The organism is Stenotrophomonas sp. CASM110, assembly GCF_049384345.1.
Taxonomy (GTDB): Bacteria; Pseudomonadota; Gammaproteobacteria; order Xanthomonadales; family Xanthomonadaceae; genus Stenotrophomonas; species Stenotrophomonas muris.
Map to the genome: position 1 here is coordinate 19,950 of NZ_JBMRGI010000001.1, position 25,930 is coordinate 45,879.

Genomic DNA, 25,930 nt, shown 5'->3' on the forward strand with positions numbered 1-25,930 from the left:
ATTCAGTCCAGGAAGCGGTAGCCGACGCCACGGATGGTGGCGGGAATGCCGATCACGCCAACATCCTCGAGCTTGCGCCGCAGCTTGCTGACATGGCTGTCGACGGTGCGCTCCTGCGCATCGCCCTCGGGCAGGCAGGCGTGCAGCAGGTCCACCCGCGCATGCACCTGGCGCGGCGCGCGCGCCATGTGCACCAGCAGCCGGAACTCGGTGAGGGTGACGTTCAGTGCGTGCACCAGCTCGCCGTTGCGGACCGTTACTTCGTGGCTGCGCAGGTCGATCTCGAACGGGCCCTGGCGGATCAGCCCGGTGGGTTCTTCGGCCACGGCGCGGGCACTACGGCGCAACACGGCCTGGATGCGCGCAACGATCTCAGCGGGATTGAACGGTTTGGCCACGTAGTCGTCGGCGCCCACACGCAGGCCGGTCAGCTTGTCCACGTCCTGGTCGAGCGCGGTGAGCATGATCACCGGCGTGTTGCCGCGCCGCCGCAGTTCGCTCAGCACCTGCCAGCCATCGAGTTTGGGCATCTGCACATCCAGCAGCACCAGGTCCGGGCGCAGCTGGCGGTGGCTGGCAAGCGCCGCCTCGCCGTCGGCGGCGCGTGCGCTGCGCAGGCCCGAACGGGCCAGGTAGGCACCGAGGATGTCGGCGATCTCGCCCTCATCTTCGGCAATCAGCACCAAGGGCGGCTGTCGGTTACGGAGTTGGTGTTTCATTGCGAGCGGCAGGTTCGAGGCCAAGGGCGGGCAGGGCGGGACAGGGACGGGGTCATCGTCGGCGTTCCCTGGCCTGCGCCTCTTCGTTGGCCGCCCAGGCCAGCGTGGCCAGCACCAGCGAGCGCTGCAGGCTGGGGTCCACCGAACCCGCGCCGCGCAGCTGCTGCAGCGTCAGGGTAGACACCGCGGCAGGCAGCGCGTTCCAGCGCGAGGCCATGGGGGTGGCGTTCACCCGGGCCTGCAGCCGCGAGGCCATGCCCACGATGGCGCGCAGGCGCACTGCCAGCAGGGCGGCGACCACGGCGGTGGCGGGCGCAAGCAGCAGATGCAGGTTGACGTTGGCGGCCGGAGGTGTTGCCGACCAGAACGCCAGGCCGATCAAGGCCAGCGATGCGAGCGACCCGGAGCGGCGGGTGCGTCCGGGCCCGTCACTGCGGAACCCCAGCAGGGCGGCGGCCCCGAAGCCGGCCAGCAACGGCAGTAGCGGATACGGTGCGACCCACATCCATGTGCTGGTCGATGCCAGCACCAGTGCGATCAACCACGGCGAAGGCGCGCACCACGCCAGGTAGGCACGGCGCACATCGATGGTTGGCAGGTCCGGGTAGGAAAGGGGCACGGCAGGCTGGCAGTCGGCGAGGCCGCCGAGGCTAGCGACCGTTGATGGAGACTTGGTCGAGATTGTGTCGAGATTGCGTGGAGCCGCGCCATGGATTCAGCCGCCGACGCGGTGCCTGAACGGCGGTCGCGTCTCCATCCAATCTCCACAGCCGCTCCAAGAAACATCCACCTGGGGCTTCCAGACTGCGGCCCTGGCGGTCGCACCGGGCGACTGCACGCACCCCCGGAAGTTTCGATGAACAACCGCAGGACCTGGATCATTGCCGCAACGCTGGCCGTTCTTGCCGGCGGCGGTTGCTGGTGGGCGTTTGCCGATGGCGAGGATGCCGCGTTGATCACCGCACCGGCAAGGGTCGCCGGTCTGGAAAAGACCGTGCAGGCGGTCGGCCGGGTCAATCCGAAAGAACTGGTGGCCGTGGGCGCGCAGGTCTCCGGGCAGGTCACGCGCCTGCATGTGGTGCTGGGCCAGCACGTGCAGGCCGGCGACCTGATTGCCGAAGTGGATTCACAACCGCAGCGCATTGCCCTGCGCAGTGCCGAAGCCGCCGCCAACGCGCTGCGTGCGCAACATGCGGCCAGCCAGGCGCGCTACCGCCAGGCCCTTCGCACGTACGATCGCCAATCGCAGCTGGTGGCGTCGCGGCTGGTCTCGCAGGAAGGCTTCGAAGCGGCACGTGTGGCGCGCGATGCGGCGCGCGCGGATGCCGCTGCGTTGCAGGCGCAGATCGACCAGGCGGTGACCCAGGTGGAAACCGCCCGCATCAACCTGGGCTACACCCGTATCGTGTCGCCGTCCGAGGGCTACATCGTGGCCATCGTCACCAAGGCGGGGCAGACGCTGAACTCGATGCAGACCACGCCGACCATCGTGATGCTGGCACAGATGGACACGATGACGGTGCGCGCCGAGATCGCCGAGGCTGACGTGGAACTGATCGCACCCGGCCAACCGTTGTGGTTCTCGACGCTGGGACCGAGCGGGCGCCGCTATGAATCGCACCTGCAGCAGCTTGAGCCAGCGCCGTCGTCGATTGCCGACGCGTCCAGCGGCAACAGCGGCGGATCGGCGCAGACGCCGAAAGCGGTGTACTACGCGGGGCTGTTCGACGTGGCCAATCCGGGCTTGATGCTGAAGCCTTCGATGACGGTGAAAGTGACGATCCAGCTGGCACGCGTGGCCAATGCACTGCAGGTGCCGCTGACCGCCCTGAGCGAGTCCGACGACAAGAACGGCAACGGCGCAACCGTGCGGGTAGTCGATGCGAAAGGCCGCGCCCACGAGCGCGCTGTGACTACCGGCCTGCGCACCGCCACCGCCGTGCAGATCCTCTCTGGCCTGGAAGCGGGCGAGAACGTGGTGGTCGGCCAGGCGCCCAGCGGTGGCGATGCCGAACCCACCAGCCTGCTGGGGATGTGAGCATGGCCGACGCACTGCTGGAATTGAAGGGCGTATCGCGCGCCTATCGCTCGGCCGCCGGCGAGGTGGTGGTGCTGAAGGAGGTCTCGCTGCGCATCGATCCTGGCGAGTTCATCGCCATCATCGGCCCCTCGGGTTCGGGCAAGTCCACGCTGATGAACATCCTGGGCTGCCTGGATCGGCCGACCGAAGGCAGCTATCGCGTGGAGGGGGCTGCGACCGAGCAGATGTCGCCTGACCAGCTGGCGCGCCTGCGCCGCGAGCACTTCGGCTTCATCTTCCAGCGCTACAACCTGATGGAGAACCTCAGTGCCACCGAAAACGTGGCCTTGCCCGCCGTCTATGCCGGGGTGGAGGCCGATACGCGCACCACGCGTGCCCGCCTGCTGCTGGAAACGCTCGGCCTGGGCGAGCGGACCGCGAACCAGCCCAGCCAGTTGTCCGGCGGCCAGCAGCAGCGCGTCTCCATTGCACGCTCGCTGATGAACGGCGGCGCGATCGTGCTGGCCGATGAGCCGACCGGCGCGCTGGATCATGCCAGTGGCAGGCAGGTGATGGCGGAGCTCGAGCGCCTGCATGCGCAGGGCCATACCGTGATCCTGGTCACCCATGATGCGGCGATTGCTGCCCACGCGTCACGGGTGATCGAGATCGCCGATGGGCGTGTGGTGGCGGATCGCCAGGAGCGAGGCCCTTCAGTGCGGCAGGGTGCGGACGCACCGGCGCGCACATCCACGGCGGCTACCGAGCGGCGCGCCCGCATCGATGCCGTGCGCGAGGCGACGCGCATGGCAGTGCGTTCGATGCTGGCCCATCGCCTGCGCACCCTGCTGACCATGCTCGGCATCATCATCGGCGTGGCCGCGGTCGTGACCGTGGTTGCGCTGGGCAAAGGCGCGCAGGCGCAGGTCGAGGCGCAGATAAACGAGCTGGGCGCCAGCACGCTGGAGATCTTCCCGGGCGCCGATTTCGGTGACCCGCGCTCGGCGGAGATCGAGACGCTGGTGGTAGGCGATGCCGATCACCTGGCCGCCCTGAGTTACGTGGACAGTGTCAGCCCCAACCTCAGCGGTTCGGTAGCAGCACTGCAGGGCGGCCGACGAGCCAATACGCAGGTACTGGGCGCCGGTGCCGATCTGCCGCGCGTGCGCGGGCTGCGCCTGAGGGCCGGCCGGTTCTTCACCGATGCCGAGGTGGAGGCGCATCGGGCAGTGGGCGTGGTCGACCAGAAGGCAGCGAAGGCACTGTTCGCTGGCAACCCTATCGGCAGCACGGTGCTGCTGGGCGGCATGCCGGTCGAGGTGATCGGCGTGGTGGGTGCCAATGCATTCGCCGGTGGGGCCACGCCAACCGTCTACGTTCCCTATACGTCGGCTGCCTCCCGGCTGCTGGGCAGCCAGCGGCTGGAAAGCATCACCGTGCGCGTACGCGACAACGTACCCACCAATGCCGCCGAGGCCTCGCTGGGCGCCGAGCTGCAGCGCCTGCATGGCCGTCGTGACTTCTTCATCTACAACGCCGACCAGATCCGCAAGGCGGTGATGAAATCCAGCCAGACCATGGCGGCGCTGGTTTCGGCGATCGCGGCGGTGGCGCTGGTGGTTGGCGGCGTGGGCGTGATGAACATCATGCTGGTGTCGGTGAAGGAGCGCGTGCGCGAGATCGGCGTGCGGTTGGCGGTGGGGGCGAGGCAGGGCGACATCCTGCGCCAGTTCCTGATCGAGGCGGTGCTGATCTGCCTGTCCGGTGGCGTGCTGGGTGTACTGCTGGCCTTCGCCGTGGGTGCGCTGTCCAGCCTGCTGTCGCTGGGGGTGCCGTTCCTGTTCACGCCAGGGCCGGTGCTCGCCGCGCTGGCATGTTCGTCGGCAATCGGGCTGGGTTTCGGCTACTTCCCGGCCCGCAATGCCGCACAGCTGGACCCGATCCAGGCATTGGCGGCGGAGTAGGGTCGCCCGCTGTGGCACCTGTTGAGCCGAGCCCACGCTCGGCTGCGCTCCGTTCGGCCGCGACGCACCCTGCGCTGCGCGCAGCGAGCCGAGCATGGGCTCGGCTCTACAGCTGCTCAGCGCACCTTGCCCTTTATCGGCAGGCTGCCCGGCAGCTGCGAATAGCCGCTGTCACCCCAGTGCCGGGTGATGCGCTGGAAGAACAACGAGTTCGGCACGCGCAGCAGGCAACCGCGCGCGCCTTCGCCACGGTCACTCAGCGTGGTGTAGATCAGGTTGATGTCCACCACCTGGCTGCACAGGCCCGGCTTGTCCACGCTTTCCAGCACTTCGATCGTGTCGTTGATGCGGAACGGGCGCGTAGCCACGATCAGGAACGAACAGAACAGGTTGGACAACACGCTCCATGCGGCGAAGAACGCCACCGCACCGACCGCCATGAACCCGGTCAGCGCGGTCCACAGCACCGAGCGCGAAACGCCCAGCCGCTCCAGTATCAGCAGCGCGGCCGCCAGATACAGCAGCAATGCACCGCCGCGGCGCAGGCCCACATGAAGCTCTGGAGCCAGCCTGCCGCGCTGCCGGGCCTGCACGAGCAGCCACGCCAGTGCACGCACCATCAGCCAGGCCACCCCGAGAATGACCAGCACCTCGGCCACCGGTACCACCACCAGCAGCCAATCCGCTATCCAGGCAGGCAGTCCGGCCATGGGCGGTCACAGCGTTGCCGCGCCGCCGGAGATGGTCAGCAAGGCACCGGAGGTATAACTGGCGCTGTCCGAAGCCAGCATCACGTAGGCCGAGGCCAGTTCCGCGGGCTGCCCGGGGCGGCCGAACGGCGTCTGCGAGCCGAATTGCTCGACCTCTTCGGCGGCCATGCCTGCCGGAATGAACGGTGTCCAGATCGGGCCGGGCAGCACGGCGTTGACGCGTATCTGATGCTCGGCCAGCAGGCCCGCCAGCCCCAGCGTCAGGTTGGCGACGGCGCCCTTGGTCGCAGAGTACGGAAGGATGTTCGGGGTCGGTCGCTTCGAATTGACCGATGCGGTGTTGATGATCGCGCCGCCACCGCGGAGGTGTGGCACGCACAACCGCGTCAGATTGAACACGGCATGGACATTGGTATCGAACGTCCGCTTCCAGTCATCCAGGGTGATGTCGTCGAAGTGCTCGTAGTAGCGCTGGTAGGCCGCGTTGTTGACCAGGATGTCGAGACCGTCCAGCTCGCTGGCCACGCGGTCTACCAGCGAGCGCGCCTGCGCTGGGTCGCTGATGTCACAGGGCACCAGCACGGCCTTGCGCCCGGCCTGTTCGATCTGCTGCTGCACATGGCGGGCGTCGTCCTGCTCGCCATCAAGAAAGGCGATGGCGACGTCGGCGCCCTCGCGCGCGAAAGCGATGGCCACCGCTGCGCCGATGCCGCTGTCACCGCCGGTGATCAGTGCCTTCTTGCCCTGCAGCAGGCCATGGCCGCGGTAGCTGTCCTCGCCGTGGTCCGGCCGCGGCTGCATCTGCGCGGTCTTGCCGGGGAAGGATTGCTGCTGCGCCGGGAAGGGCGGACGTGGGTAGTCGGGCAGGGCCATCGTCACTCTCCGAAAGGGAACCTGGCGGCAGTCTCGCTCGGAGCGGGTAAACGGCCGGAGGGCGCGGTGTCGTGGCAGCGTGGACGACTGCGCACGGTGCTTCACAAGGGATGGGCGATCGTGGTCATGATGCTGTTGGCCGGCTGCCGCGAATCCAGCCGCGTGTGCTGCACGATGATCGGCTGGTCGGATTCGATGAGGGTGGCGAAGCCGGTGCCGCGTGGTACCGGCGCCGGATCCTGCAGGTCGTTGAAGCGCAGGTGGCAGGTGCGTCGTGCTGGCACGGTGATCCGGTAGGGACCGACAGGATCGCGGTCCTCGAAGTAGAGGGTCAGCGTGACATGCGCGTCCTCGTTGCCCGCATTGAGGACGCAGCAGGTTTCGTGACTCTGCATCTCCGGCGACGGGCCGTTGCTCCAGGCTGGAATGTAGCCTTCGGCGATAGCCCAGCGTCGATGCCCGATGCAGGAAGTGTTCGTTTCCATGACGCCGTTTTAGCTGGAGGGGTGTTGCCATCGTGTCCAGTCCCCGCACGGAATCCGTGATGACCATCGGCTACCACGCATCGCATGAGCAGTTCCCGCCCGCCACCTTGCTGGGCCTGGCGCTGCGCGCCGAACAGGCGGGATTCGAGGCTTTGATGTGCTCGGACCATTTCCACCCGTGGACGACTGCGCAAGGGCAGTCCGGGCACAGCTGGGTATGGGCCGGCGCGCTGGCGGTGCAGAGCGCATTGACCCTGGGCATGGTGACCTGCCCGATGCTGCGCCAGCACCCGGCATTGGTGGCACAGGCAGCGGCGACGCTGGAACAGTTGGCGCCGGGCCGGATCTGGCTGGCGCTGGGTACCGGCGAGGCCCTGAACGAGCGCATCACCGGCCAGCCGTGGCCAGCCAAGCGCGAGCGGCAGAAGGCATTGCGCGATGCGGCCGAGGTGATGCGGCGGCTGTGGGGCGGCGAGCAGGTCGACCACGACGGTGGCTTCCGGGTGCGCCAGGCACGGCTCTACAGTCGCCCGGCGCTTCCCCTGCCGCTGCTGGGGGCGGCCGTCACCGAGGAAACCGCACGCTGGATGGGGGGCTGGGCCGATGGCCTGATCACCATCAGCCAGCCACTGGCGCAGTTGCGGCGTGTGGTGGCGGCGTTCGAGGACGGCGGCGGCAGGGGCAAGCCGATGTACCTGCAGGCCAAGCTCTCCTACGCGCGCGCCGAACAGGCGGCGCTGGAAGGCGCGATGGAGCAGTGGAGCGCCAACGTGCTGCCGCCGGAACTGGCCGAAGGCCTGGACCAGCCCGAACAGTTCGAAGCACAGGCCCGATCGGTCAGCGCCGAGGTGGTGCGCGAGCACGTGCATGTCTCGGCAGACCTGGGCCAGCATCGGGCCTGGCTGCAGGAGCTGCAGTCCCTGGGGTTCGATCGCATCTACCTGCACAACGTGAACCGCGAGCAGGAACGCTTCATCGACGACTTCGCCGAACACGTACTGCCTGCGCTGCGCACTCAGGCACCCTCGGCAGCCAGCCACGTATAGCCATGGCCCTGCAGGTAGCAGCGACGACCCTGCAGTTTGGCGCCGTGGACCACCAGCGTGTGCAGCGGGCCGTGCAGGGGTACGTCCACCTCAACCGGGTTGTCGCCGAAGTTGATCAGTGCCAGTGCCTGATGGGGTGCCTCACCGAAGCGGAGCATCAGCAGCGCGGGTGAGGGTGGGTCGAGCGTGTGTGGCCCCTGCTGCAGCACGGGATGGGCATTGCGTTGCTGCAGCAGCTCGCGCACCCGCAGCAGCAGTGAGTCCGGCATCGCGCGTTGCGCCTCGACATTCACCGTGCGGTAACCGTAGGGGCCGTCCGCCGGTGGCGCGCGCCAGGCATGCCGCGATTGGTCGGTGAACCCAGCCCCTGGGCCGTCATGCCAGTGCATCGGCATGCGCACAGCATTGCGTTCGGGCAGCTCCAGGCAATCACCGAGGCCGATCTCTTCGCCATAGCGGATCACCGGCACCTGGCCCAGCGACAGCAGCGCCGCCCAGGCCATTGCCTGCCATGCGATGTCGCCGTCCAGCATCGGTGCCAGCCGGCGGCGGACGCCACGGCCATAGATGCGCATGCCACGCTCAGGAGCGAAGCGTTCCATCACCGCTTCGCGCTCATCCGGCTCCAGCTGCTCCAGGTCCAGTTCATCATTGTTGCGCAGCCAGGCAATGCGTGTGTCCGGCGGCGCGTGCGGGCCGTATTCGGCCATGACCCGGGCCACTTCGCTGGCATCGCCGCGTGCCAGTGCCAGGAAGAAGTGATTGTTGAGGTGGAAATCCAGCAGGTGCGAAAGCCGCCGCCCGTGGCACAGGAAGTCACCGTAGCGGGACGCGCGGACATCCGCTTCGCCGATCAGTGGCAGCCCTGGTTGCTGCGCGTCTGCCGTGGCGCGCATCGCCTCCAGCAGCCACAGCCCGTCGTCGCGCGGGTCCGCGTGGCGGGCGCGCTCGACCATGTACGGGACCGCGTCGACGCGGAAGCCGGCCACGCCGCGCTGCAGCCAGAACGTCATTACCTGCAGCAGTTCCTCGCGTACCGGCGCATGGGCCAGGTCGAGGTCCGGCTCGTGCCGGTAGAACATGTGCCGGTTGAACGCGCCGGCCTCGGCATCCCATGTCCAGACAGAGGCCTCGATCGGCGGGAACATCGGCTGCAGGCCGTCGTCAGGCATGTGGTCGCTCCACAGGTACCAGCGGCGCCAGGCCGGGTCACCCTGCTGCGCGGCGACGAACCACGGGTGCGCGCTGGCGGTGTGCTGCATCACCAGTTCGACGATGATGCCGATGCCACGTGCGTCGGCGGCATCGACCAGGCGCTGGAACGCGGCCTGGTCGCCCAGGCGCGGATCGATACGGTAGTGATCGTTGACATCGTAGCCACCATCGCGGCCGGCGTTGCAGTAGAACGGCAGCAGCCAGACATGGCTGATGCCAAGCCACTGCAGGTAGTCCAGCTTTTCCGTGATGCCATCCAGCGTGCCCCAGCCGCGGCCGTCGCTGTCGCGGAACAGGTAGGGGTCGATCTGGTAGATGGCGCGCAGCGGACGCACCGCCATGGGCTTCTCCGGCACTGTTCACGGGTGACCAGCCTGCTGTCGCGCGTGGCAGCGGTTCGTGAAACGAATGGCACCGCATCATGACGTGGCATCCACGGCCCGTGCATGCCCGGGCGCGCAGAGTGAATGCTCATTCCCGGCACCGAGGAGGCTTCCTGCATGGCCCGACGCAAGACGCTTCGTATTGCCACGTTCAACGTCAACGGCATCGGCACGCGCCTGCCACAGCTGCTGGACTGGCTGCACAGGGAATCGCCCGACGTGGTTGCCCTGCAGGAACTGAAGGCGACCGACGCGGCGTTTCCGGCTGCGTCGTTGGAGGAGGCTGGGTACGGTGCGCTCTGGCAAGGTGAGGCGCGCTGGAACGGCGTGGCGTTGCTGGCTCGGGGGACCACGCCGGTCGAGAGCCGCCGCCGATTGCCCGGCGAGCCCAGCGACACGCAGAGCCGCTACCTGGAGGCGGCGGTGCACGGGGTCATCGTGGGTGCCCTCTACCTGCCCAACGGCAACCCGCAGCCCGGGCCCAGGTTCGACTACAAGCTGCGCTGGATGGAACGCCTGATCCGGCACGCGCGCAGCCTGGTCGAGCTGCCGCACCCGGCGCTGCTGCTGGGTGATTTCAACGTGATTCCCACCGAAGCCGACGTCTACGACCCCAAGGCCTGGCGCCACGATGCGCTGTTCCAGCCCGAGGTTCGCGATGCCTTCGAGCGGCTGCTCGCGCAGGGTTGGACCGATGCGCTGCGGAAGGTGCACGGCGACGCCACGATCTACACCTTCTGGGACTATTTCCGCCAACATGCCGAGCGCGACCGTGGGCTGCGCATCGATCATCTGCTGTTGAATCCCGTACTGGCGGAGCGACTGAAGGACGCTGGCGTCGACCGTTGGGTGCGTCTGCAGGAAAAGGCCAGCGACCACGCGCCGACGTGGGTGACGGTGCGGGCGGCGTGATCAACGCACGGCGGGGCCTTCGCGCCGCTCGCGGCGCACGCGCGCGCGGGCCCGGTAGAGGCGGCTGTCCGCCTTCTGGATGGTGTCGGCCACAGGCTCACCGGCCGTGTTGATGGCTGCACCCATCGAGAAAGCGCTGGGCGACAGCGCAGCGTGGTCCTGGTACCAGTGCTCCAGTTCGCTCAACCGGCCATCCGCGGGCGCGACCAGTACCACCATGAATTCGTCGCCGCCCAGCCGCACCACCGTCTCCTCCTTGCCCAGTGGCGAGCGCAGGAAGGTGGCGAACTCGACCAGGACGGCGTCGCCGCGGCGGTGGCCCTGGGTGTCGTTGATGTGCTTGAAGTGGTCCAGATCGAACATCACGCAGGCCCAGCGCTCATCAATCAGTTCATCCAGCCGGTGCAGGTAACGCCGGTTGTAGCACTGCGTGAGCGGATCCTTGAAGGACATTTCGCGCAGCTGCTGCTCCTGCATCCTCAGCGCGGTGACGTCCTGTGCATGCCCCAGCACGTAGGGCGGGCTGGCCTCGCTGTCGAGCACGTTGTGGTACGCCCAGTAGTGGCGCGTACCGTCGGCGGCAATCAGCTCGATCACGCCAGCGTCGGTGTGGTTCGCCTGGATCCGAGCGAGGTAGGCCTTGAAGCCCTCGCGTTTTTCCGGCGGCATCAGGTCGCACAGGCTGCGCCCGACCATCTGGCTTTCCTCGAAGCCCAGCGACTGCACCGCCGCGGGATTCACCGAGGTCAATGTCCCGTCCAGCGTGTGGGTGCAGATCAGGCCCAGGCTGTAGTGGAACAGTCGCCGGTAGCGGGTCTCGCTCGCTTCCAGCGCGTCGAGCGCGGCTCGCTCGTCCGTGATGTCCTGGATCGCCCCGACCAGGCGCGGATGGCCGTCGACCTGTTGCCGGCTGCCGACCACACGGGTCCAGATCGCGCGCCCGTCGGCGGTGGTCATTGGCAGCTGCACCTCCCAGGACGTGCCTTCGTCGATGCAACGCTGCACTGCCGCGCGGATGATGTTGCGGCTGTCTTCGCGATAGAACGACAGCGCGGTGTCGAGCGTCGGTTCAAAGTTGCTGCGCACGCCGTGCAGCTGCTTGGTCTCGCGGGTCCAGCGCACTTCGTTGGTGACCAGGTCCATCTCCCAGCCGCCCACCCGGGCGGCGCGGTTGGTCCGCTCCAGGAAGTCTTCGCTGCGTTTCAGCTCGCGATGCAGCGCTTTCGCCTGGCCAACCTGCGCCATCAGGGTACTGCGCTGTTCCAGCACCTGGGTGGTGACCCGCGCCAGATGCACCATCAGTTCGCGCTGGGAGGGGGACAGCACGCCGGGCATCGGGTCGAGCAGGCACAGCGTGCCAATGCGTGCACCATGGGCCGAGCCCAGCGGGATGCCGGCGTAGTGCCGGATGCGCGGCCCGGCGGTCACCAGGGGATTGGTCGAGAAGCGAGGATCCTGGCGCGCGTCGGGTATCTCGAACAGCTCGTCGTGGCGGATCGCATGCGTGCAGAAGGAGATCTCGCGGGCCGTTCCGGTGACGGCCTCCAGCCCGATATTGGCCTTGAACCACTGCCGGTCTTCGGCCACCACGGTGATCAGCCCCATGGTCATGCCGGTCGCGGCGCGGGCGGCGGCGACGATGGCATCGAACACCGGCTCAGGGGGCGTATCCAGCAGGTGCAGTCGTTCGATTTCGAGCAGACGTTCGGCTTCGTCCATGGCGCTTTTCAGGGCTGGGTGGCGAGGGCGGTTGCGGCAGCTGGCTGGCGCTACGCTAGTGCGCACGGCGTTATGTATCGCCATGGCAGAGTGATGCCGATGTGAGGTGGCCGCGCCCGCTCAGTGTTGCTGGAGCGATGCCTGCAGGGCGGTGGCCAGTGCGGCATCGCCGGATACCAGGTCCTGCCAGCGTAGCGTGATGCCCTTGCGTCGGCCCTTTTCGACCAGCTTGAGGCCTTCGGGGTCCACGGTGAGGGTATGGGGCCGGCCATCGATGTCCAGTTCGCGTCGCAGTGGTTTGTCGAGCGGGGTCATCATCGTTTCCTCGCAGGGGCGGGAGTACGCCGTGGCTGAATCGATACGTGACGATTGTCACGGATGTGCCAGCGCCAAGGGAAATCGACCGCGCGGGTGATGCCGATGCGTGGACCAATTACCGGGTCGGACGGAGGTGGGGTCCGATCGCTTGCGATCACGATGCCATGGCTGCCAGTCACCAGGTCGGCGCCGTCGAAACTGCGGTCCAGCCCGAATGCCTGCGAGAGCTTGCCGGGGCCGCTGGCCAGATCGTGATCCCGGCGCGCGGCGGGGCGCAGCTCGTGCATGCGCTCAAGGCCCGCCAGCGGCTCGACGGCCCGCAGCAGCACCGCCACGCCTTCACCGACCTCTCCGCAGACCACGTTGCTGCCCCAGTGCATGCCGTAGGTGAAATAGACATACAGGTGGCCGGCCTCACCGAACATGCTGGCCGTGCGCGGCGTCTGCCCGCGATAGGAGTGCGCCGCCGGATCGACGCTGCCTGCGTACGCTTCGACTTCAACGATGCGACCCGTTCGGCCATCGTCACGGACCAGAAGTTTGTTGAGCAGCTCGGGCGCAACCTCGACGGGCGGGCGCCGGTAGAAGCTGCGCGGGAGGATCTGGAGAGAGGCGGGCAACCAATCCGGCACGGTAGAGGCAGGCTCGGGCAGATGTTGGTGGCACTGTGGCATTGGACTGGTGAAACGGGCGCAGACGCAGCGTCATTCCGGCGCGGGCGGTGCCGCCAGCGTGGCGCGCCGGGCGGCGTAGACCTCGGGCGTCTGCGGCTTGATGAACAGTGCCACCAGCTCCGGATACTCGCGCTTTACCGCCGTTTCGATGCGGGTGATGCAGGCTTCAATCTGTGGGGTCTGCCGATCGTCCTCGAACTCGGCGCTGAGCATGGCCACGACCTGTTCCGGTCCCATCTGCATGGTGGTCACGCCGTTCGCGCGACGCAGGTCCGGATCGGTTTCGGCCACCGCCATGATCCGCTCGGCCACCGCAGGGTGGGCAGGCTCTCCAACCAGCAGGCCCTTGGTTTCACGGGCCAGGAGGAAGGCGGTTGCGGCCAGCACGCCGGCGATGCACAGCGACGCCACACCATCAAGCACCGGCATATCCAGCACCTGCGCGGCCACCAGGCCGATCAACGCGAAGCCCAGCCCGAGCAACGCAGCGCTGTCTTCCAGCAGTACGGTGAAGGTGGACGGATCCTTGCTGCGGCGGAAGGCTTCGAAGTAGCCAAGTTTGCCTTTGGTACGCCGGAACTCGCGCAGCGCCACCCACCAGGAGGCCCCCTCGAACAGGATGGATATGCCCAGCACGCTGTAGCTCAACGCGTGGTTGGTGGCCGGCTCCGGCCGGCGGATGTGCTGGATGCCCTCGTACGCCGAGACGCCGGCGCCAGCGGCGAACACCAGTAGGGCGACGATGAAGCTCCAGAAGTACAGCTCGCGGCCATAGCCGAATGGATGTACCGGGTCTGGCGCCTTGCCGGCACGGCGCAGCCCGTACAGCAGCAGGAGTTCATTCAATGTGTCGACCAGCGAATGCACGCCCTCGCTGAGCATGGCCGAGCTGCCGGAGATGCCGGCAGCGATGAACTTTGCGATGGCAATGGCCAGGTTGCCCGCGAGGGCGGCATAGATGACCAGACGGGAACCGGTGGGAGCGGACATTTCGGCGGCGGGGCGGGGCGGACGCCTGATCTTCCCGATCAGCGCGTGCCCATTGCGTGCACGGCGCGATCAGTGCCCCTTGGGATTGAGGTACAAACGCGCCCCATCCGATTCACGGTAGCCCGTCCAGCGCCCACCGCCTGACGCGCGGAAGCGCCCGAACACGGTGTTGCTGGTGTCGGTGAGCAGCAGCTGGTTGCCCGACAGTACCCAACGGTTGGCCGAGAAGAAGCCATCCGGGCAGCCGGCGGGCACGTAGGCACTGTAGCCGCCGAACCACTCGATGTTCTTCAGCTCGATGGAGCAGGTGTTGCCGTTCTCCTGGCCCAGCGTCCAGCTGCCGAACAGATCGCTGTCGCGCACATCGCGGCCGCCACGGTGGCGGTCGCGGCCCCAGTCGTCGTTGTCGTCGTGGAAACCGAAGCCCACGTCGATCTCTTTGCTTTCGCTGCGTGACCCGGACTGCGAGCTGCCGCTGGTGGTGGTCTGGGTGGTCACCGCGCCACTGCTCTGGGTCCGGGTGCTGCTGGATTGCGTGGTCTGGTCGGTGTGGGTGGTCTGTTCGCCGAAGCCGAACGAGGCGTCCTGGGCCAGGGCGGGCAGGGCCAGGCAGCACAACGCGGACAGGCAGGTACGGGCGAGCACGGCAGCCATTGCAGCATCCTCGGAAGGGCGGACCGCGCGAGTATCGAACCGGTGGGGCGGGAGACGGTGTGAGGATGTGCGCTGGGGCAGCCCAGCGAAGGGTAGTGCCGGCCGCTGGCCGGCTCCCTCTTGGCGCCCAGGAACCGAAGGAATGCCGGCCAGCGGCCGGCACTACCCGCAGCCAGGCAGGGCCTGGCGCTACGGGTCGGGCTTTACCCGCACCACCCGTTTCCGGTACTCATACACATTGTCACCGCGGATACGCTTTTCCTCGGTACCGGTAACCCGGCCTACCTGCTGGTCCGAGCCGGCGACCGGCTTGGCCTCGATGGCGGTCTCGTGCTCGAAGGAGTGCGATTTGTCGGTGTTGCGGTAATAGCGGTACAGCGCCCAGTACAGCGCGGTTGCGCCGGCCGGACCTGCCGCCAACAGCCAGAGGCCACTGTCGTCGCTCATGTCGATGCCACCAGGAAGGCAATTGCGAGGGCTTCAATGACGGTGCCGGTGGCCAGTGCCGCCAGCAGCATCTTCCATTGCTGCACGGGCACGCTGCCCATGGTTTCGCCGGTACGGCCGTTCACCGCGATGTAGTGCAGCATGCCGCCGTTCTTGCCGGGCTGGTGGTAGGAGTACAACCACACCGGCAGGTACATCGACACCCAGCGGGTGCCATGCACCTCCAGCTGCTCCTGTTCCCAGCGCACGCCACGGTTGTAGCGCTTCACCGAACCTTCCACCTGTGCGCGGGCGATCGACAGCAGCTGGTCTTCCAGCCGCGGCCGCAGCTTTTCCACATCCAGGTTGCGCTTTTCGGAGGTGAAGCCGGCCAGGTACGAGGCGTTCCATTTCACCGCGTTCTTGGTATCGAACGGCAGGATGGTGTTGATGATGTTGTTGGTGTTGGCGCGGGTATCGAGATTCCCGCGCTCGGCCGAGGATTCCAGTGGCAGGTCATCGACCGTGAAGTCGACCTGGCGCTCGACCTGGTAGACATCGGCGTCGTACAGGGTGCGCTTGTTCTTCTCGCTGCCCACGGTGTACTGCCGGGTCTGGATCTCACCCTTGCCGGCCACGGCCGCGCTGACATTGCTGTCGACGATCATGTAGGGCAGGAACACGCCCACCACGTTTTCCGGGGTGAACTGGTCCTTGAATGCCTTCAGCGCGAACATGCGGCGCTTGTCGACGAACTGGCGGATGCGCGCGACCGCATCGTCCTTCCTGATATGGAAGGGCAGCACTGCATCGGGCACCGCGCCATTGGCGATCTGCTCGTTGACGCCGAACACATGGCGGCACCAGTGGCAGCGCGCCGTCATCGTACTCTCGGTATTGACCGTGACTTCAGCGCCGCATCCGGTGCATTTGAACGTCATCAGTGCCGAGGTGTCGGCGTCGATGTCACGTGCGCCAGAGGCAATGACCGTACCGCGCAGCTGGTCGATGGCCTCGCCCAGGCCGAACTCTTCCTCGACGCGTGCGCCATGCCATTCGTGACGGCAGTACAGGCAGACCAGGATGTCGGTGCCGGCCTTGGGCCGGATGTCGGTGGCACCGCACTTCGGGCAGCGGTTGAGGCCGTCCTTCAGCTCGCTGGCCGACGTATCGATGGCCACGGGGTCGGGCGCTTCCACTTCATCACGGATGGCCTGTGGCAGTTTCGAGGTGTCCAGCGGGAAGCTGCCGGGCAGGGGAGGGACGTCCTGCGGCGAACCGGGCCCATCCAACGACGCCGCCGGCAAGGGCGGCGGCGTCGCGGGCGCGGATCCGGGCAGCGGCGGCGGGCCGTTTCGGGGATCGGACATGTTCGTTGTGCGTCCTGCTGTTACAGGCCCAGTGCCTTGGCCTTCAGGGCGTCATAGTCGCCCTGGGTGATCAGGCCCAGATCCAGCATTTCCTTGGCCTTCTTCAGCTTGGCCACCGGGTCGTCGGCAGCCGGGGCGACCGGCTGCTGCATGCCGCCGACACCGAACATGCCCGAGGCCATGCCGACACCGACCAGGCCAGCCGCTCCGCCGTTCTCTCCGGCCGACTGGATGCCCTGGGCGACGCTGGCCTGCAGGTTGGAATTGCCGCGCGAACCCGACAGGGCATCGGCGCGCTGCACGGTCTTCAGCAGTTCGCGGGTGTTGGCGTCGTACTCGATCGAGACGATGGCGGTCTTGACGATGGCCAGACCGCGGTCGGACTTCCACTGGTAGCCCTGCTCGACGGCGGCAGACAGGCTCTGTGCAAAGCCCAGCGAATCCTGCTGCAGCTTGGTGATGCGGTTGCCCTTGCCCGGGTCGTTCGTGTACAGGCTGAAGGCCGGGGCCAGCGAACCGACCACTTCATTGAACAACTGGCTGGCGGCGGCGTTGTCCAGGTCGGTGAAGTCGAACACCTGGCCAGGTTGCAGGTAGCTGGCCGGCACGAAGTTCTTCACGAACAGGATCGGGTCGACGATCTTGAGCGTGTAGGAGCCGCGCGTGACCGCACCCACCTGGGTGTTGAGGAAGCCGTCGTCCCAGTAGATTTCCGACTGGGTACCGAAGCGATTGTCCGGCAGTTCCTTCAGCGACACGAAATACGCCGCCTGCTGCGAACCCGGCTGGCCGCCGAACTTGAAGCGCTCCCAGCTCTGCTTGATGAACGTGCTGACCAAGCCGTCGCCGGCGAAGATCGACTGCGAGTTCAGATCGTCCGAACGCCACTCGTAGCCACCCGGTTCGGCGACGAACGCGGTGATCGCGCCGTCCTGGAACAGCAGCAGGCCGTAGCCCTCCGGCACGATGATCTTCGAGCCGTTGGTGATGATGTTGGACGAGCCGCTGGTATTGGAGCCGCGGCCGGCATTGGTGCCGCGCGGTACCGCCGCGAACAGGGCCGCCGTCGAGGGCAGGCCCGTGGGCACGGTGTAGAAGTCCTTCCACTGGTCGGCCAGCACACCACCCACCGCACCCTTCACCGCCTGTACCAGACCCATGTCCAACTCCCTGTGATTCGAGGGCAGGCACCATGCCTGCCGAGCTGGACTGACTATAGAGGAGCGGGATGGGCCGCCGCCACCGCCGCGCGCGCCTGCCATTCATCATGGCGCGACGGCGACGGCAGGCTTTCAGGCCATGCCGCGCGCGATCAGGGCATAGCCGATCACCAGTGCCAGGCACAGTGGCAGGGTGAGGAAGGAGGCGATCATCCAGCGCAGCGCCTTGCGCGAAGCCTCGGTGGCCGCGCCGATCTGGCCGCTGGCGACCAATGACGTGCTGCGGTTGGCGTAGACGGTGGCGACGATGCCGAACGGCCAGAAGCCGGCGATGATGCTCAGGATGGCCCACATCAGGTAGTTCCTGGGGGGCACGGGTGGCGGGGTGCGGTCCATGCGGTCGATCTCCTTGATCGTGCTGCGGTCGGGAGCGCGAGTATGCCGACAGGCCAGGTGCAGCGGAAGGCATGCCACCCGTGCGTGGTGCGCAATCTTCTGCTGGTCGATGGGTCATTGATCGGGAGCGGCGCCGCGGCAGGCAGGCGCGGTGGCCTGCGGGCCTGGGCGAGCAGGCGGTGCAGCCGTCACGGCGGCGCAATACGTGCCCGTCCCTGGTTCGCTCAGACGCGTTGATCATCAGCGTGGATGGAATCCCGGCGCCTTGCCTTCACCTGCTTTGCGGTGCGCGGTGCACGGAAACGCGGGCGACAAATATCCGGCGCGGATATTCACGTCATTATCATGCTTATTTTCTGGAAACTCGTTTCCCATAATCCAGGGACGCGATGGCCGGAACACAGGGAGCGCCGCGTCACAGGCAGTGCCGCCCTGTGGCGCACGACCCCGGCCTGGACGACGTCCGCCTTGCCGACCTCCAGCAGCGATGGCAGTTCCCGGCACTGCGGGAGCGGACAGCGTGCACGGCACCAGCGGTGCGACCAGCGGGCACGGCATGCGGCGTGGACGTCGCAGCATCCCGCGATGATGCCGGAGGGCCTGCATCGCGAGATCGCCCGTTGCAGATGCATCGGGTCGCCATTCCAAAGGGGAGTTTCGATGCACAGGCAAGTCAGTGAGATGCTGCAGCGCGCTTATCGGCCCTATCCGTCATTGCCCGAGCTGCTGGGCGCGTTCGTGAAGGAGCTGTCCCAGCACAAGGTGATGCGGGGTGGCCAAGTGCGGTTGCGTGGTGCGGTGGCAGGGGCAGCTGCGGGGTTGCCAGCTGCGTCCGGGCAAGAGGTTTCCTTGCAGCGGGTTCCCATCCGCTATGGCGGCGAGGTGTTGGGTGAGCTGCACCTGGAGGGCGAGAAGGGCCGGCTGGATGGTAGTGCCCTGGCGCTGGGGGAGCAGTTTGCCCAGCGTTGCGCGCATCTGATCAAGCGCTACGAAGCCAAGGCCTGGGCCGAACAGGCATTGAGCCGGCCGCTGTTGCTGGTCGGCGCCGGCGAGGCGCTGAAGCAGATGGATGAATTCGTGGAACGCGCGGCGGCCAGCCCGTTGCCGGTCCTGCTGCGCGGCGAGTTTGGTACCGAGAAGATGGAGCTGGCCGCCGCCCTGCACAGTGGCGGCCCTTCCCGGCAGGGCCCGTTTGTGGAAGTGAACTGTGTTCACCCGCTGGGCGAAGCCAGCGACTGGTTCGCGCGCGCGCAGGGCGGGACGCTGTACTTCCACGAAGTCGACGAACTGCCGGTGCCGCTGCAGGGGCAGCTGTCACATCGCATGCGTGGGCTGCCTGCCGCTCAAGCTGACGCGCTGGCGGCCGGCCCGATACGGGTGATCGCGTCGACCAGCGCGGACCTGGAACAACGGGTGAGAGAGAAGCAGTTCTCGCGCGCCCTGCTGGCTGGGCTGGAGTTCCTGACCGTGGATATTCCACCGCTGCGCGAACGGGTGGAGGACATCGGCGCGCTGGCGGCGCGTTCGCTGGAGCTGCATGGATTCAATCCCCGCGTGCTGGGCGACGATGTGCTGGAAGCCCTGTGCGCGCACGACTGGCCCGGCAATCTGCTGGAAATGGAGCGGGTGGTGGTCCGGCTGGCGGTGATGACCGGTGGCCGATGCATCCGTCGTGAGGATCTTGCACGCCACGCGCCGGATCTGGCTGCAGGCCACGTTGCCAGCGATGTCGGGCGCGCCCCGCAACGGCTGCCCGCGGTTGAGCAGACCGTCGGTCCTGCGCCCGCGCAGCCGGATACGCCGCGGGCAGCGCATGAAGGCCTGCACGACGGTCTGAAACGCGCTCTGGCCTACCTGAAGGACCATGCCGCAGAGCCGCTCACGCTGGGCGACCTTGCCCGTCAGGCCCATGTGAGCCAGTCACACCTGGGATTCCTGTTCCGCAGCGAGCTGGGCACGACGTTCAAGCTGCTGCTGCAGCAACTGCGCATCGAGCACGCCAAGCAGCTGCTGCGGGATGGGCAGCGCCTGCGCATTACCGATGTCGCACTGCAGGTCGGCTTCGGTGACCTGAGCCACTTCGAAAAGAGCTTCCGGCGCGCGGTAGGGGTCAGCCCGCGCAGCTACCGGCGAAGCCCGCACCAGTAAAAGCAACGCCCCGGTGCAGGCGCGGGCCTGCCCGGGGCGTTGGGATGGCAGACGCAGCGTCAGCGCGCGTTGGCTTCGGCAGCGCGCTGCACGGCATGTTCGGCCGCTTCGTCCGCGCGTCGCGCGGCCTCGGCGGCGGCCTCGACCGCGCGTTGCGAAACCTTCATCGCGGCGCGGATGCCTTCTTCACTGGCAGCCATTGCGGCGTCCGCCAGTTCCTGGGCGATCTCCATCGGGGTTCTGCCCGCCGGATGGGCGGGAGTGGGCTTGCCGGGAAGCGGGGTCGGGAAGGTCATCGTCGGTGCTCCTGCTGGGGATGAGGGGGGAACACCGTCACTGCGCTCCCCCAGGATGTGGCGCAATGCCGTCTGGGCATCGGCCAGGATCTTCTGCGCCTGTTGCCGGGCCGCCAGGCGTCCGGCAGCAACGGCCGCGCCGGCTGCCGAAGCAAAGGCCTCTGTTGCTGCCTGCACGCCATCGCCATCTGGCGCCGGAGCCGGGTTCACACTGCATCCTTCTGATAATCCACCCGCGCTTCATCGCCCAGGTGGCGGCGGGTTCGGCGGTAATCCTGCAGGGTGATCACATTGTCCTCCACCTGTATCAGCGCCTTCGCTCTGGAACCATCGATCGCGAACTGCACGCTGGCACCGTCCTGGCCCAGCCGGCCACGGGAAACCGGATGTTCGTTGAGGAATTCCTGCGCATCGCGCAGCTGCCACCGCGCGGCCTCGCGCAACCGGCTGTCATCCTGCAGCAGTTCGGGTTCGTCGTCGAAGCAGGCCGCCATCTGCTGGGCGGCCAGCGAGATGCGGGCATAGCCGATCTGCCGGTGCGCGGCCAGGCTTGCGTCGATCGCCTCGCGCACCTGCTCTGGCGACGGCAACTGTGGCAGCTGCGGCCCGTCCAGGAAGCCGAACAGGATCGGCAGCACCTGCTGCAACGCACGGGTGGCACGCGTCAGCCGATGTTCGCGGCTGCCACCTCCTGTGCTCACCCGCTGGTAGAAGCGGAAGTAGTCGGCAAACTCGATGGGCCTGCGCGCGTGCAGCAGCGCGAAGCCGGCAGCGTCGGCCAGGTCGTCGCGCCCTGCGGCGGACATGCCCACCTCACCGGTCAGCTGGTGGAGCGCCACCGATTCGCGAAAGTCCAGCTGCTGCAGCAGGGGTGCGTCGGCCGCGCCGATCGAAGCCAGGAACGCGCGCGAGGCGCCGAGCTCGGCGTTGGTCAGCAGCCGGTGTTTTTCCAGCACTCGCTGTGCCTCGTTGTGCGACAGGCGTGTCTCGTCATCAAACTCCATGTTGCGCAGGGCACCGAGGTCGCTGGCACCAAGGCTGAGCAGCTTGACCGGGCCGATCTGCAACCCGGTGCGCGGCAACCATGTCATGCGCGAACCGTGCAGGCCCTGTTGCACCCCATCGAGCATCGTGCCCTCGTCGGAGAAGGCGTAGCGGTGCTCATGCGATTCCATGGCCCACTTCAACCAGTGCTCGCCGCCGTCGATGAACTGAAGGACATGCCTGCAGGATTGACTGATCAGGTTGGCCTGGGGGATGGAACGACCGGCAATGAAAATGCTCATGCGTGGATCTCCTGGCGGCCTCACTGGGCCGGAAATTCCTTGAGGACGGTCGCAGCGGCATTGCCGACGCGGTTGAAGTCGGCGGTGGCCCCCTGCATCATGTTCTGCGCCTGCGTGAGCACCCTTGCATACTTTTCGTCCCCCGTCGCCAGGTACTGGGCCATGGCCACGCCGGCCGCGGTGGTCGCGATGGTTGAGACATTGCGCAGGGCGTCGGCGGCATCCTGTACGGCGATCGCCGCAGACTGGGCCACCGACTGGTAGGCCTTGCCGGCACCACTGGTCGTCACGACGGTCGCTGACATGGTGGCCGTCTGCACCTGGTTGATCACATCGATGATCTGGGCGTTGACGTTGCTCGGGTCCATACGGGCTCCTTGATGGGCGGGTGGGGCCGCAGGCGGCCTGCAGTCTGTCAGGCCCCGGCGTCAGCGTCGTCTGCCGGGGAAGGGGAAGGGGAAGAGGAGTCTGGCGCGGGATCCTGGGCGGGACCTGCGTCCGGATCCGGACCGGACGCGGGGTCGGGCGCAGGACCGGGCGCGGGCGCTGCCGCATTGCCTGCAAGCGTTTGGAGTGCATGCAGGCTGCTGGTAGCGGCCGCAGCGTCGGCAGTGGCACCGTGGGTCTGTGCCTGCAGGACGCTGATAGCGGTCTTTCCTTCTGCGGTGGCCGCGGCGATCACCGCCGCAGGCGAAGGGGGCGCCGGCACCGGGCCGGGCAGGGGGATGACCTGCGGTGGTGGCGGCGGAGGGGGTTCCGGAGCGGGTGGCGGCACCGGCCAGGGAGCGTTGATCATCTTCGCGCAGGTGGCGGTGACCGCTGCGTTGCTGACCATGCCTGCACCCTGCTGGCGCGCGACGGCGTTGTGCATGGCGGTGCCCAGCGTCTCCAGCATCACCATGTCCAGCATGCTGAAGGACTGCGCCGGACCCTGGGCCACCAGCAACGTCGAGGCGGCGCTGACGCTGTCGACGATCTGGCTGTTGACGGTGTTCTCACTGCTCATGACGGAACGGCTCCCTTCTGGATGATCAGGGCCAGGACCTGGGCCAGGCTTGCGCCGGCGGTCACCTGGCCGCGTTGCTGGTTGGCCACCGCGTTCTGCATTGCCAGGCCGAGGCTGTCGGCCATCGCCAGGTAGGTGGCGGACATCGCGAACGAGGGGGCAAGGGCGATCGCCACACCGGATCCGGCGCTGGTGGTTGCCAGCAGGTAGCCGGTGGCGGGCGATGCGGCCATCGATCAGGGGCCCGACGTGACGCCGCCCTGGGCGGGGGCGCGGTGGTTGGCGTCACGCCGGGCCGACACGTCAGCGCAGGCCCAGGATTTCGCGGGTGGCCACGCCGTTGGAGGCGGTGTCGATCGCATACAGCGTGGACACCCCCTGGGTGGTCGACGCCTGCATGGTCACGTAGGACTGCTGCTGGTTGTTGGTGGCGTTGTGCGCGGCGTTGGACAGCGCCTGGCTGGTGGCCACGAACAGGTTGCCCATTGCGATGGCCGGCGCATCGCCAAGCACCTTGGTGTTGACCTGCGAGACCGAATCGGTGATCTGGCTGTTGACGGCGGTGGGAAATGCCATGGTGGAAGCTCCTAGGGTGGACAGCACTACAGGAACGGAGATTGCCGGCACTCAATGGAATCAGCCGAGAATCTTCCGGGTGGCGGCGCCGGTGGCGCCGGTATCGACGGCGTAGAGCAGCGCGACGCCCATCGTGGTCGCGGCCTGCGCCGTGACATACATCTGCTGCTGGGCGAGCGTCGCGTTGTGGGCGGCATTGGCCAGCGCCTGCGCGGTGGCCTGGTACAGCGTGCCCATTGCCGTGGCAGGCGCCACGCCCAGCACCTGCAGGTTGGCCTGGCTGACCGAGTCGGTGATCTGGTCGTTGACGGCCGTGGGAAATGCCATGGCTCAGCTCCTTGCCTGCCGGCGCATCACGCGCCGAGGATCTGCTTGGTGGCCACGCCGGTGGTGGCGGTGTCGATCGAGTACAGCGTGGCCACGCCCATGGTGGTGGCTGCCTGCGCCGTCACATAGGACTGCTGCTGCGCATTGGTGGCATTGTGGGCGGCGTTGGCCAGCGCCTGCGCAGTGGCCTGGTACAGATTGCCCATGGCCACGGCGGGCGCGTCGCCCAGCACCTTGGTGTTGGCCTGGGTGACCGAATCGGTGATCTGGTCGTTTACAGCGGTCGGGAATGCCATGTCGATCTCCTTGAGGTTGGCGGGTCAGCGATGGAACGACAGATCAGGAGCCCAGGCCGCGGACGCGGGTGCTGAGGATTTCCTTGCTCGCTACCGCCGTGGTGGCGGTATCGATCGAGTACAGGGTGGCCACGCCCATGGTGGTGGCCGACTGCGCGGTGACGTAGGACTGCTGCTGCGCGTTGGTGGCGTTGTGGGCGGCATTGGCCAGCGCCTGTGCGGTGGCCTGGTACAGATTGCCCACTGCCACGGCGGGCGCGTCGCCCAGCACCTTGGTGTTGGCCTGGGTGACCGAATCGGTGATCTGGTCGTTTACCGCGGTTGGAAATGCCATGTCCTGCTCCTGCGAAAGGGTGGAAGTGCGTGGTATCCAGTGTCACGGTGCGTTGCCTGCAGCGGCCTGGGCTTCACCGTGGGGCCAGAGTAGGAAATGGCGCCGCCGCCGGATTGGCGGAATCGACGGAGAATGCGGTGGGATCACCGTGAAGGTGCGGCGTGAATACGGCGGAACTGATGATCATCGCCGTCGTCGCCAGCGCTGGCGCGTTGCCCTGGAGCACACACAGGGCCTGCGCGTGGGCAGCGCGATCCGGCGGCGAGGGGCTGTCGGCCACAGCGTCGCCGGATCGGGCGGGTCAGAGCATGTAAGGGATCTTGAACGCCAGCGTGAAGTCCGGTGCATCCGGGGTCAGCCCGATGCCCAGCAGGGTCACCAGCGTGGTGTGCTGGTTGAGCGCATACGTCACACCCAGATTCAGTGACGCCGCGTTGGCGTCGCTGCCAATCACTTTCATCCACTTCCCGCCCTGGAAACGGGTGGAAGCGCGGGCGCTGATGCGGTCGCTGAAGGACAGGCTGAGACTGGTGCGCTCGTTGAACGCAAAGGCCACGCCGGCGCCGAAGTAGACCGAGCCGCCGAGCTTCACGTCACCTGGGTTGACCGTGTCGGGGTTGCTGTCGATGTCACTGAAACCACGCGGGAACGAATGCACGTAGCCGAGGTTGGCGAACAGGATCGCCGGATCGGCTGTCTTGACCATCGACAGCCCGACGTTGGCCTGCCACACGCCATTGCCGGTCGGTTGTTCCTTGGGCACGGCGAAGCGGATGTAGTCATCGTCATCGCGCTCGATCACTTTCCAGTCCAGGCCGTAGGGCGCACGCCCGGTGGGCGCGGTCACTCCGGCGGTGAGTACGGCTTCCGGGCGCCAGCCGCGCTCGCCGAACAAGCGGTAATTCGCACTCAGGCCGATATCGCCCAGGCCGTTGCCATTGGTCTCTTCCTGCGCGATCGCGGCCGCCGCACCGCCGGCACCGCCCTTCTGGTAGACGGTGCGCCGCGCCAGGTATGGCACGTCCAGGTTGAGCGTCAGGTTCGGGCTGACGCCCCAGCGCGCGGCCAGATTGTAGGTGAGCGAATCGGACTCGACGTTCTCGATGGCGATGTTGCCGAGGAAGATCGCATCCAGCGCCAGGAAGCCATTGAGGGTGAGCTGCTTGCGGTCGTAGCGGGCGTAGGTGAGGCTGTTCTCGACGGTGAAGCGGCGCGAGAACAGCGCCGACTGCTGCTGTTTCACATCATCCACGCTGCGCCGCGATTCCTGCTTTGCCTGCTGCGCCTCGGCGGCACTGCTGGCATAGCCTTCGCTGCCCGGTGACGTCTGCAGGGGCGAGCCATGCTCGACGGGCGCAGCCGTAGACGGGGCCATCGGGCCAACCTTCCCACTCAGGCGCGCCTGCATCGCCTGCACCTGCATGTCCAGTTCGCGCAGCCGCCGCACTTCCTGCGCGTAGTTGGATTTGAGCTGCTCCAGCTGGCTGGCCAGCGCCTGCACGTCGGCGCCATCATCCGCCGCGGGTGGCGCGGCGAAGGCGGTGCCCGCCAGCGCCGCCAGCGCCAACGGGGTGATCCTCATCAGGGTGTGCATGTTCGTGTCCTGCGTTGTGGAGCGCTTCCCCCA

Annotated in this window: 30 protein-coding genes; 5 read left to right on the top strand and 25 right to left on the bottom strand. The window is 67.3% G+C overall.

Annotated elements, in window-relative coordinates; genetic code table 11:
* Positions 1-2: 2 nt before the first annotated feature.
* The gene (locus VG561_RS00085; protein ID WP_423179243.1) at positions 3-719 is read right to left on the bottom strand and encodes a response regulator; all 717 of its coding nucleotides are present in this window, start codon (positions 717-719) and stop codon (positions 3-5) included.
* 52 nt (positions 720-771) lie between these two features.
* Entirely contained in the window at positions 772-1,338 is a 567-nt protein-coding gene (locus VG561_RS00090; protein ID WP_423179244.1) for a hypothetical protein, read from the bottom strand.
* A gap of 237 nt (positions 1,339-1,575) precedes the next feature.
* Here VG561_RS00090 and VG561_RS00095 point away from each other — a divergent pair, with 237 nt between their 5' ends.
* Positions 1,576-2,757, top strand: a complete 1,182-nt coding sequence (locus tag VG561_RS00095) for an efflux RND transporter periplasmic adaptor subunit (RefSeq protein ID WP_014647277.1) — start codon at positions 1,576-1,578, stop codon at positions 2,755-2,757.
* 2 nt (positions 2,758-2,759) lie between these two features.
* The gene (locus VG561_RS00100; protein WP_423179245.1) at positions 2,760-4,703 is read left to right on the top strand and encodes a MacB family efflux pump subunit; all 1,944 of its coding nucleotides are present in this window, start codon (positions 2,760-2,762) and stop codon (positions 4,701-4,703) included.
* 116 nt (positions 4,704-4,819) lie between these two features.
* Here the strand turns inward: VG561_RS00100 and VG561_RS00105 are convergent, their stop codons facing one another.
* The 3 genes from VG561_RS00105 to VG561_RS00115 form a co-directional block, all read right to left on the bottom strand.
* Entirely contained in the window at positions 4,820-5,413 is a 594-nt protein-coding gene (locus tag VG561_RS00105) for a mechanosensitive ion channel domain-containing protein (protein ID WP_423179246.1), read from the bottom strand.
* Between the two features lie 6 nt (positions 5,414-5,419).
* Entirely contained in the window at positions 5,420-6,286 is an 867-nt protein-coding gene (locus VG561_RS00110; RefSeq protein WP_012480369.1) for a glucose 1-dehydrogenase, read from the bottom strand.
* 101 nt (positions 6,287-6,387) lie between these two features.
* A complete protein-coding gene (locus VG561_RS00115; RefSeq protein ID WP_014647273.1) occupies positions 6,388-6,771 on the bottom strand; it encodes a sensory rhodopsin transducer in 384 nt (127 codons plus the stop codon).
* Positions 6,772-6,830: 59 nt separating this feature from the next.
* Here VG561_RS00115 and VG561_RS00120 point away from each other — a divergent pair, with 59 nt between their 5' ends.
* Positions 6,831-7,817 (top strand): TIGR03885 family FMN-dependent LLM class oxidoreductase, encoded by a 987-nt coding sequence (locus VG561_RS00120; protein ID WP_049406852.1) that lies wholly within the window; start codon positions 6,831-6,833, stop codon positions 7,815-7,817.
* On the opposite strand, the gene VG561_RS00125 is transcribed toward VG561_RS00120, so the two are convergent.
* Positions 7,787-9,373 carry an alpha-amylase family protein gene (locus VG561_RS00125; protein ID WP_423179247.1) on the bottom strand — a complete coding sequence of 529 codons (1,587 nt, stop codon included), beginning with the start codon at positions 9,371-9,373 and terminating at the stop codon, positions 7,787-7,789. The two genes, VG561_RS00120 and VG561_RS00125, sit on opposite strands and share 31 nt — an antisense overlap.
* 159 nt (positions 9,374-9,532) lie before the next feature.
* On the opposite strand from VG561_RS00125, the gene xth reads away from it, so the two are divergent.
* Complete coding sequence (gene xth, locus VG561_RS00130) at positions 9,533-10,327, top strand: exodeoxyribonuclease III (RefSeq protein WP_423179248.1); 795 nt, start codon at positions 9,533-9,535, stop codon at positions 10,325-10,327.
* Here xth and VG561_RS00135 read toward each other — a convergent pair whose 3' ends face one another.
* The 9 genes from VG561_RS00135 to VG561_RS00175 all read right to left on the bottom strand — a co-directional run bounded on the left by VG561_RS00135 (position 10,328) and on the right by VG561_RS00175 (position 18,034).
* Entirely contained in the window at positions 10,328-12,046 is a 1,719-nt protein-coding gene (locus tag VG561_RS00135; RefSeq protein ID WP_423179249.1) for a sensor domain-containing diguanylate cyclase, read from the bottom strand.
* 120 nt (positions 12,047-12,166) lie between these two features.
* Complete coding sequence (locus VG561_RS00140; RefSeq protein WP_014647268.1) at positions 12,167-12,361, bottom strand: hypothetical protein; 195 nt, start codon at positions 12,359-12,361, stop codon at positions 12,167-12,169.
* The gene (locus tag VG561_RS00145) at positions 12,361-12,996 is read right to left on the bottom strand and encodes a DNA-3-methyladenine glycosylase (protein ID WP_329767842.1); all 636 of its coding nucleotides are present in this window, start codon (positions 12,994-12,996) and stop codon (positions 12,361-12,363) included. Before VG561_RS00145 ends, VG561_RS00140 begins: the two co-directional genes overlap by 1 nt.
* Positions 12,997-13,068: 72 nt before the next feature.
* On the bottom strand, positions 13,069-14,028 hold the full coding sequence (locus VG561_RS00150; protein WP_049439609.1) for a cation diffusion facilitator family transporter: 960 nt from the start codon (positions 14,026-14,028) through the stop codon (positions 13,069-13,071).
* Between the two features lie 69 nt (positions 14,029-14,097).
* On the bottom strand, positions 14,098-14,682 hold the full coding sequence (locus VG561_RS00155) for an AprI/Inh family metalloprotease inhibitor (RefSeq protein WP_134808907.1): 585 nt from the start codon (positions 14,680-14,682) through the stop codon (positions 14,098-14,100).
* A gap of 189 nt (positions 14,683-14,871) precedes the next feature.
* Entirely contained in the window at positions 14,872-15,129 is a 258-nt protein-coding gene (locus VG561_RS00160; protein WP_329767841.1) for a hypothetical protein, read from the bottom strand.
* A complete protein-coding gene (locus VG561_RS00165) occupies positions 15,126-16,478 on the bottom strand; it encodes a membrane protein (protein WP_032956535.1) in 1,353 nt (450 codons plus the stop codon). Before VG561_RS00165 ends, VG561_RS00160 begins: the two co-directional genes overlap by 4 nt.
* A gap of 20 nt (positions 16,479-16,498) precedes the next feature.
* Complete coding sequence (locus tag VG561_RS00170) at positions 16,499-17,638, bottom strand: SPFH domain-containing protein (RefSeq protein WP_014647262.1); 1,140 nt, start codon at positions 17,636-17,638, stop codon at positions 16,499-16,501.
* Positions 17,639-17,770: 132 nt separating this feature from the next.
* Positions 17,771-18,034: a CD225/dispanin family protein gene (locus VG561_RS00175; protein ID WP_329767839.1), complete on the bottom strand. Its 264-nt coding sequence runs from the start codon at positions 18,032-18,034 to the stop codon at positions 17,771-17,773.
* Between the two features lie 660 nt (positions 18,035-18,694).
* Between VG561_RS00175 and VG561_RS00180 the strand changes: the two genes are divergently transcribed.
* A complete protein-coding gene (locus tag VG561_RS00180; RefSeq protein ID WP_423179250.1) occupies positions 18,695-20,182 on the top strand; it encodes a helix-turn-helix domain-containing protein in 1,488 nt (495 codons plus the stop codon).
* A 59-nt stretch (positions 20,183-20,241) separates the two neighbouring features.
* Here VG561_RS00180 and VG561_RS00185 read toward each other — a convergent pair whose 3' ends face one another.
* From VG561_RS00185 to VG561_RS00230, 10 genes are all read right to left on the bottom strand, one after another.
* Positions 20,242-20,688 carry a hypothetical protein gene (locus tag VG561_RS00185; protein WP_423179251.1) on the bottom strand — a complete coding sequence of 149 codons (447 nt, stop codon included), beginning with the start codon at positions 20,686-20,688 and terminating at the stop codon, positions 20,242-20,244.
* Positions 20,685-21,764, bottom strand: coding sequence for a hypothetical protein (locus tag VG561_RS00190; RefSeq protein WP_423179252.1), 1,080 nt, complete (start codon positions 21,762-21,764; stop codon positions 20,685-20,687). Before VG561_RS00190 ends, VG561_RS00185 begins: the two co-directional genes overlap by 4 nt.
* A 20-nt stretch (positions 21,765-21,784) precedes the next feature.
* The gene (locus VG561_RS00195; protein ID WP_046430815.1) at positions 21,785-22,132 is read right to left on the bottom strand and encodes a hypothetical protein; all 348 of its coding nucleotides are present in this window, start codon (positions 22,130-22,132) and stop codon (positions 21,785-21,787) included.
* Positions 22,133-22,179: 47 nt separating this feature from the next.
* Positions 22,180-22,770 carry a RebB family R body protein gene (locus VG561_RS00200; RefSeq protein ID WP_049420461.1) on the bottom strand — a complete coding sequence of 197 codons (591 nt, stop codon included), beginning with the start codon at positions 22,768-22,770 and terminating at the stop codon, positions 22,180-22,182.
* The gene (locus VG561_RS00205; protein WP_032957589.1) at positions 22,767-23,003 is read right to left on the bottom strand and encodes a RebB family R body protein; all 237 of its coding nucleotides are present in this window, start codon (positions 23,001-23,003) and stop codon (positions 22,767-22,769) included. Before VG561_RS00205 ends, VG561_RS00200 begins: the two co-directional genes overlap by 4 nt.
* 70 nt (positions 23,004-23,073) lie before the next feature.
* A complete protein-coding gene (locus VG561_RS00210; RefSeq protein ID WP_005416651.1) occupies positions 23,074-23,346 on the bottom strand; it encodes a RebB family R body protein in 273 nt (90 codons plus the stop codon).
* A gap of 60 nt (positions 23,347-23,406) precedes the next feature.
* Positions 23,407-23,673, bottom strand: coding sequence for a RebB family R body protein (locus tag VG561_RS00215; protein ID WP_006446865.1), 267 nt, complete (start codon positions 23,671-23,673; stop codon positions 23,407-23,409).
* Between the two features lie 26 nt (positions 23,674-23,699).
* Positions 23,700-23,969, bottom strand: coding sequence for a RebB family R body protein (locus VG561_RS00220; RefSeq protein WP_005416649.1), 270 nt, complete (start codon positions 23,967-23,969; stop codon positions 23,700-23,702).
* Between the two features lie 43 nt (positions 23,970-24,012).
* On the bottom strand, positions 24,013-24,303 hold the full coding sequence (locus tag VG561_RS00225; protein WP_005416648.1) for a RebB family R body protein: 291 nt from the start codon (positions 24,301-24,303) through the stop codon (positions 24,013-24,015).
* Positions 24,304-24,604: 301 nt separating this feature from the next.
* Positions 24,605-25,897, bottom strand: coding sequence for a transporter (locus tag VG561_RS00230; protein ID WP_049439621.1), 1,293 nt, complete (start codon positions 25,895-25,897; stop codon positions 24,605-24,607).
* Positions 25,898-25,930: the final 33 nt, after the last annotated feature.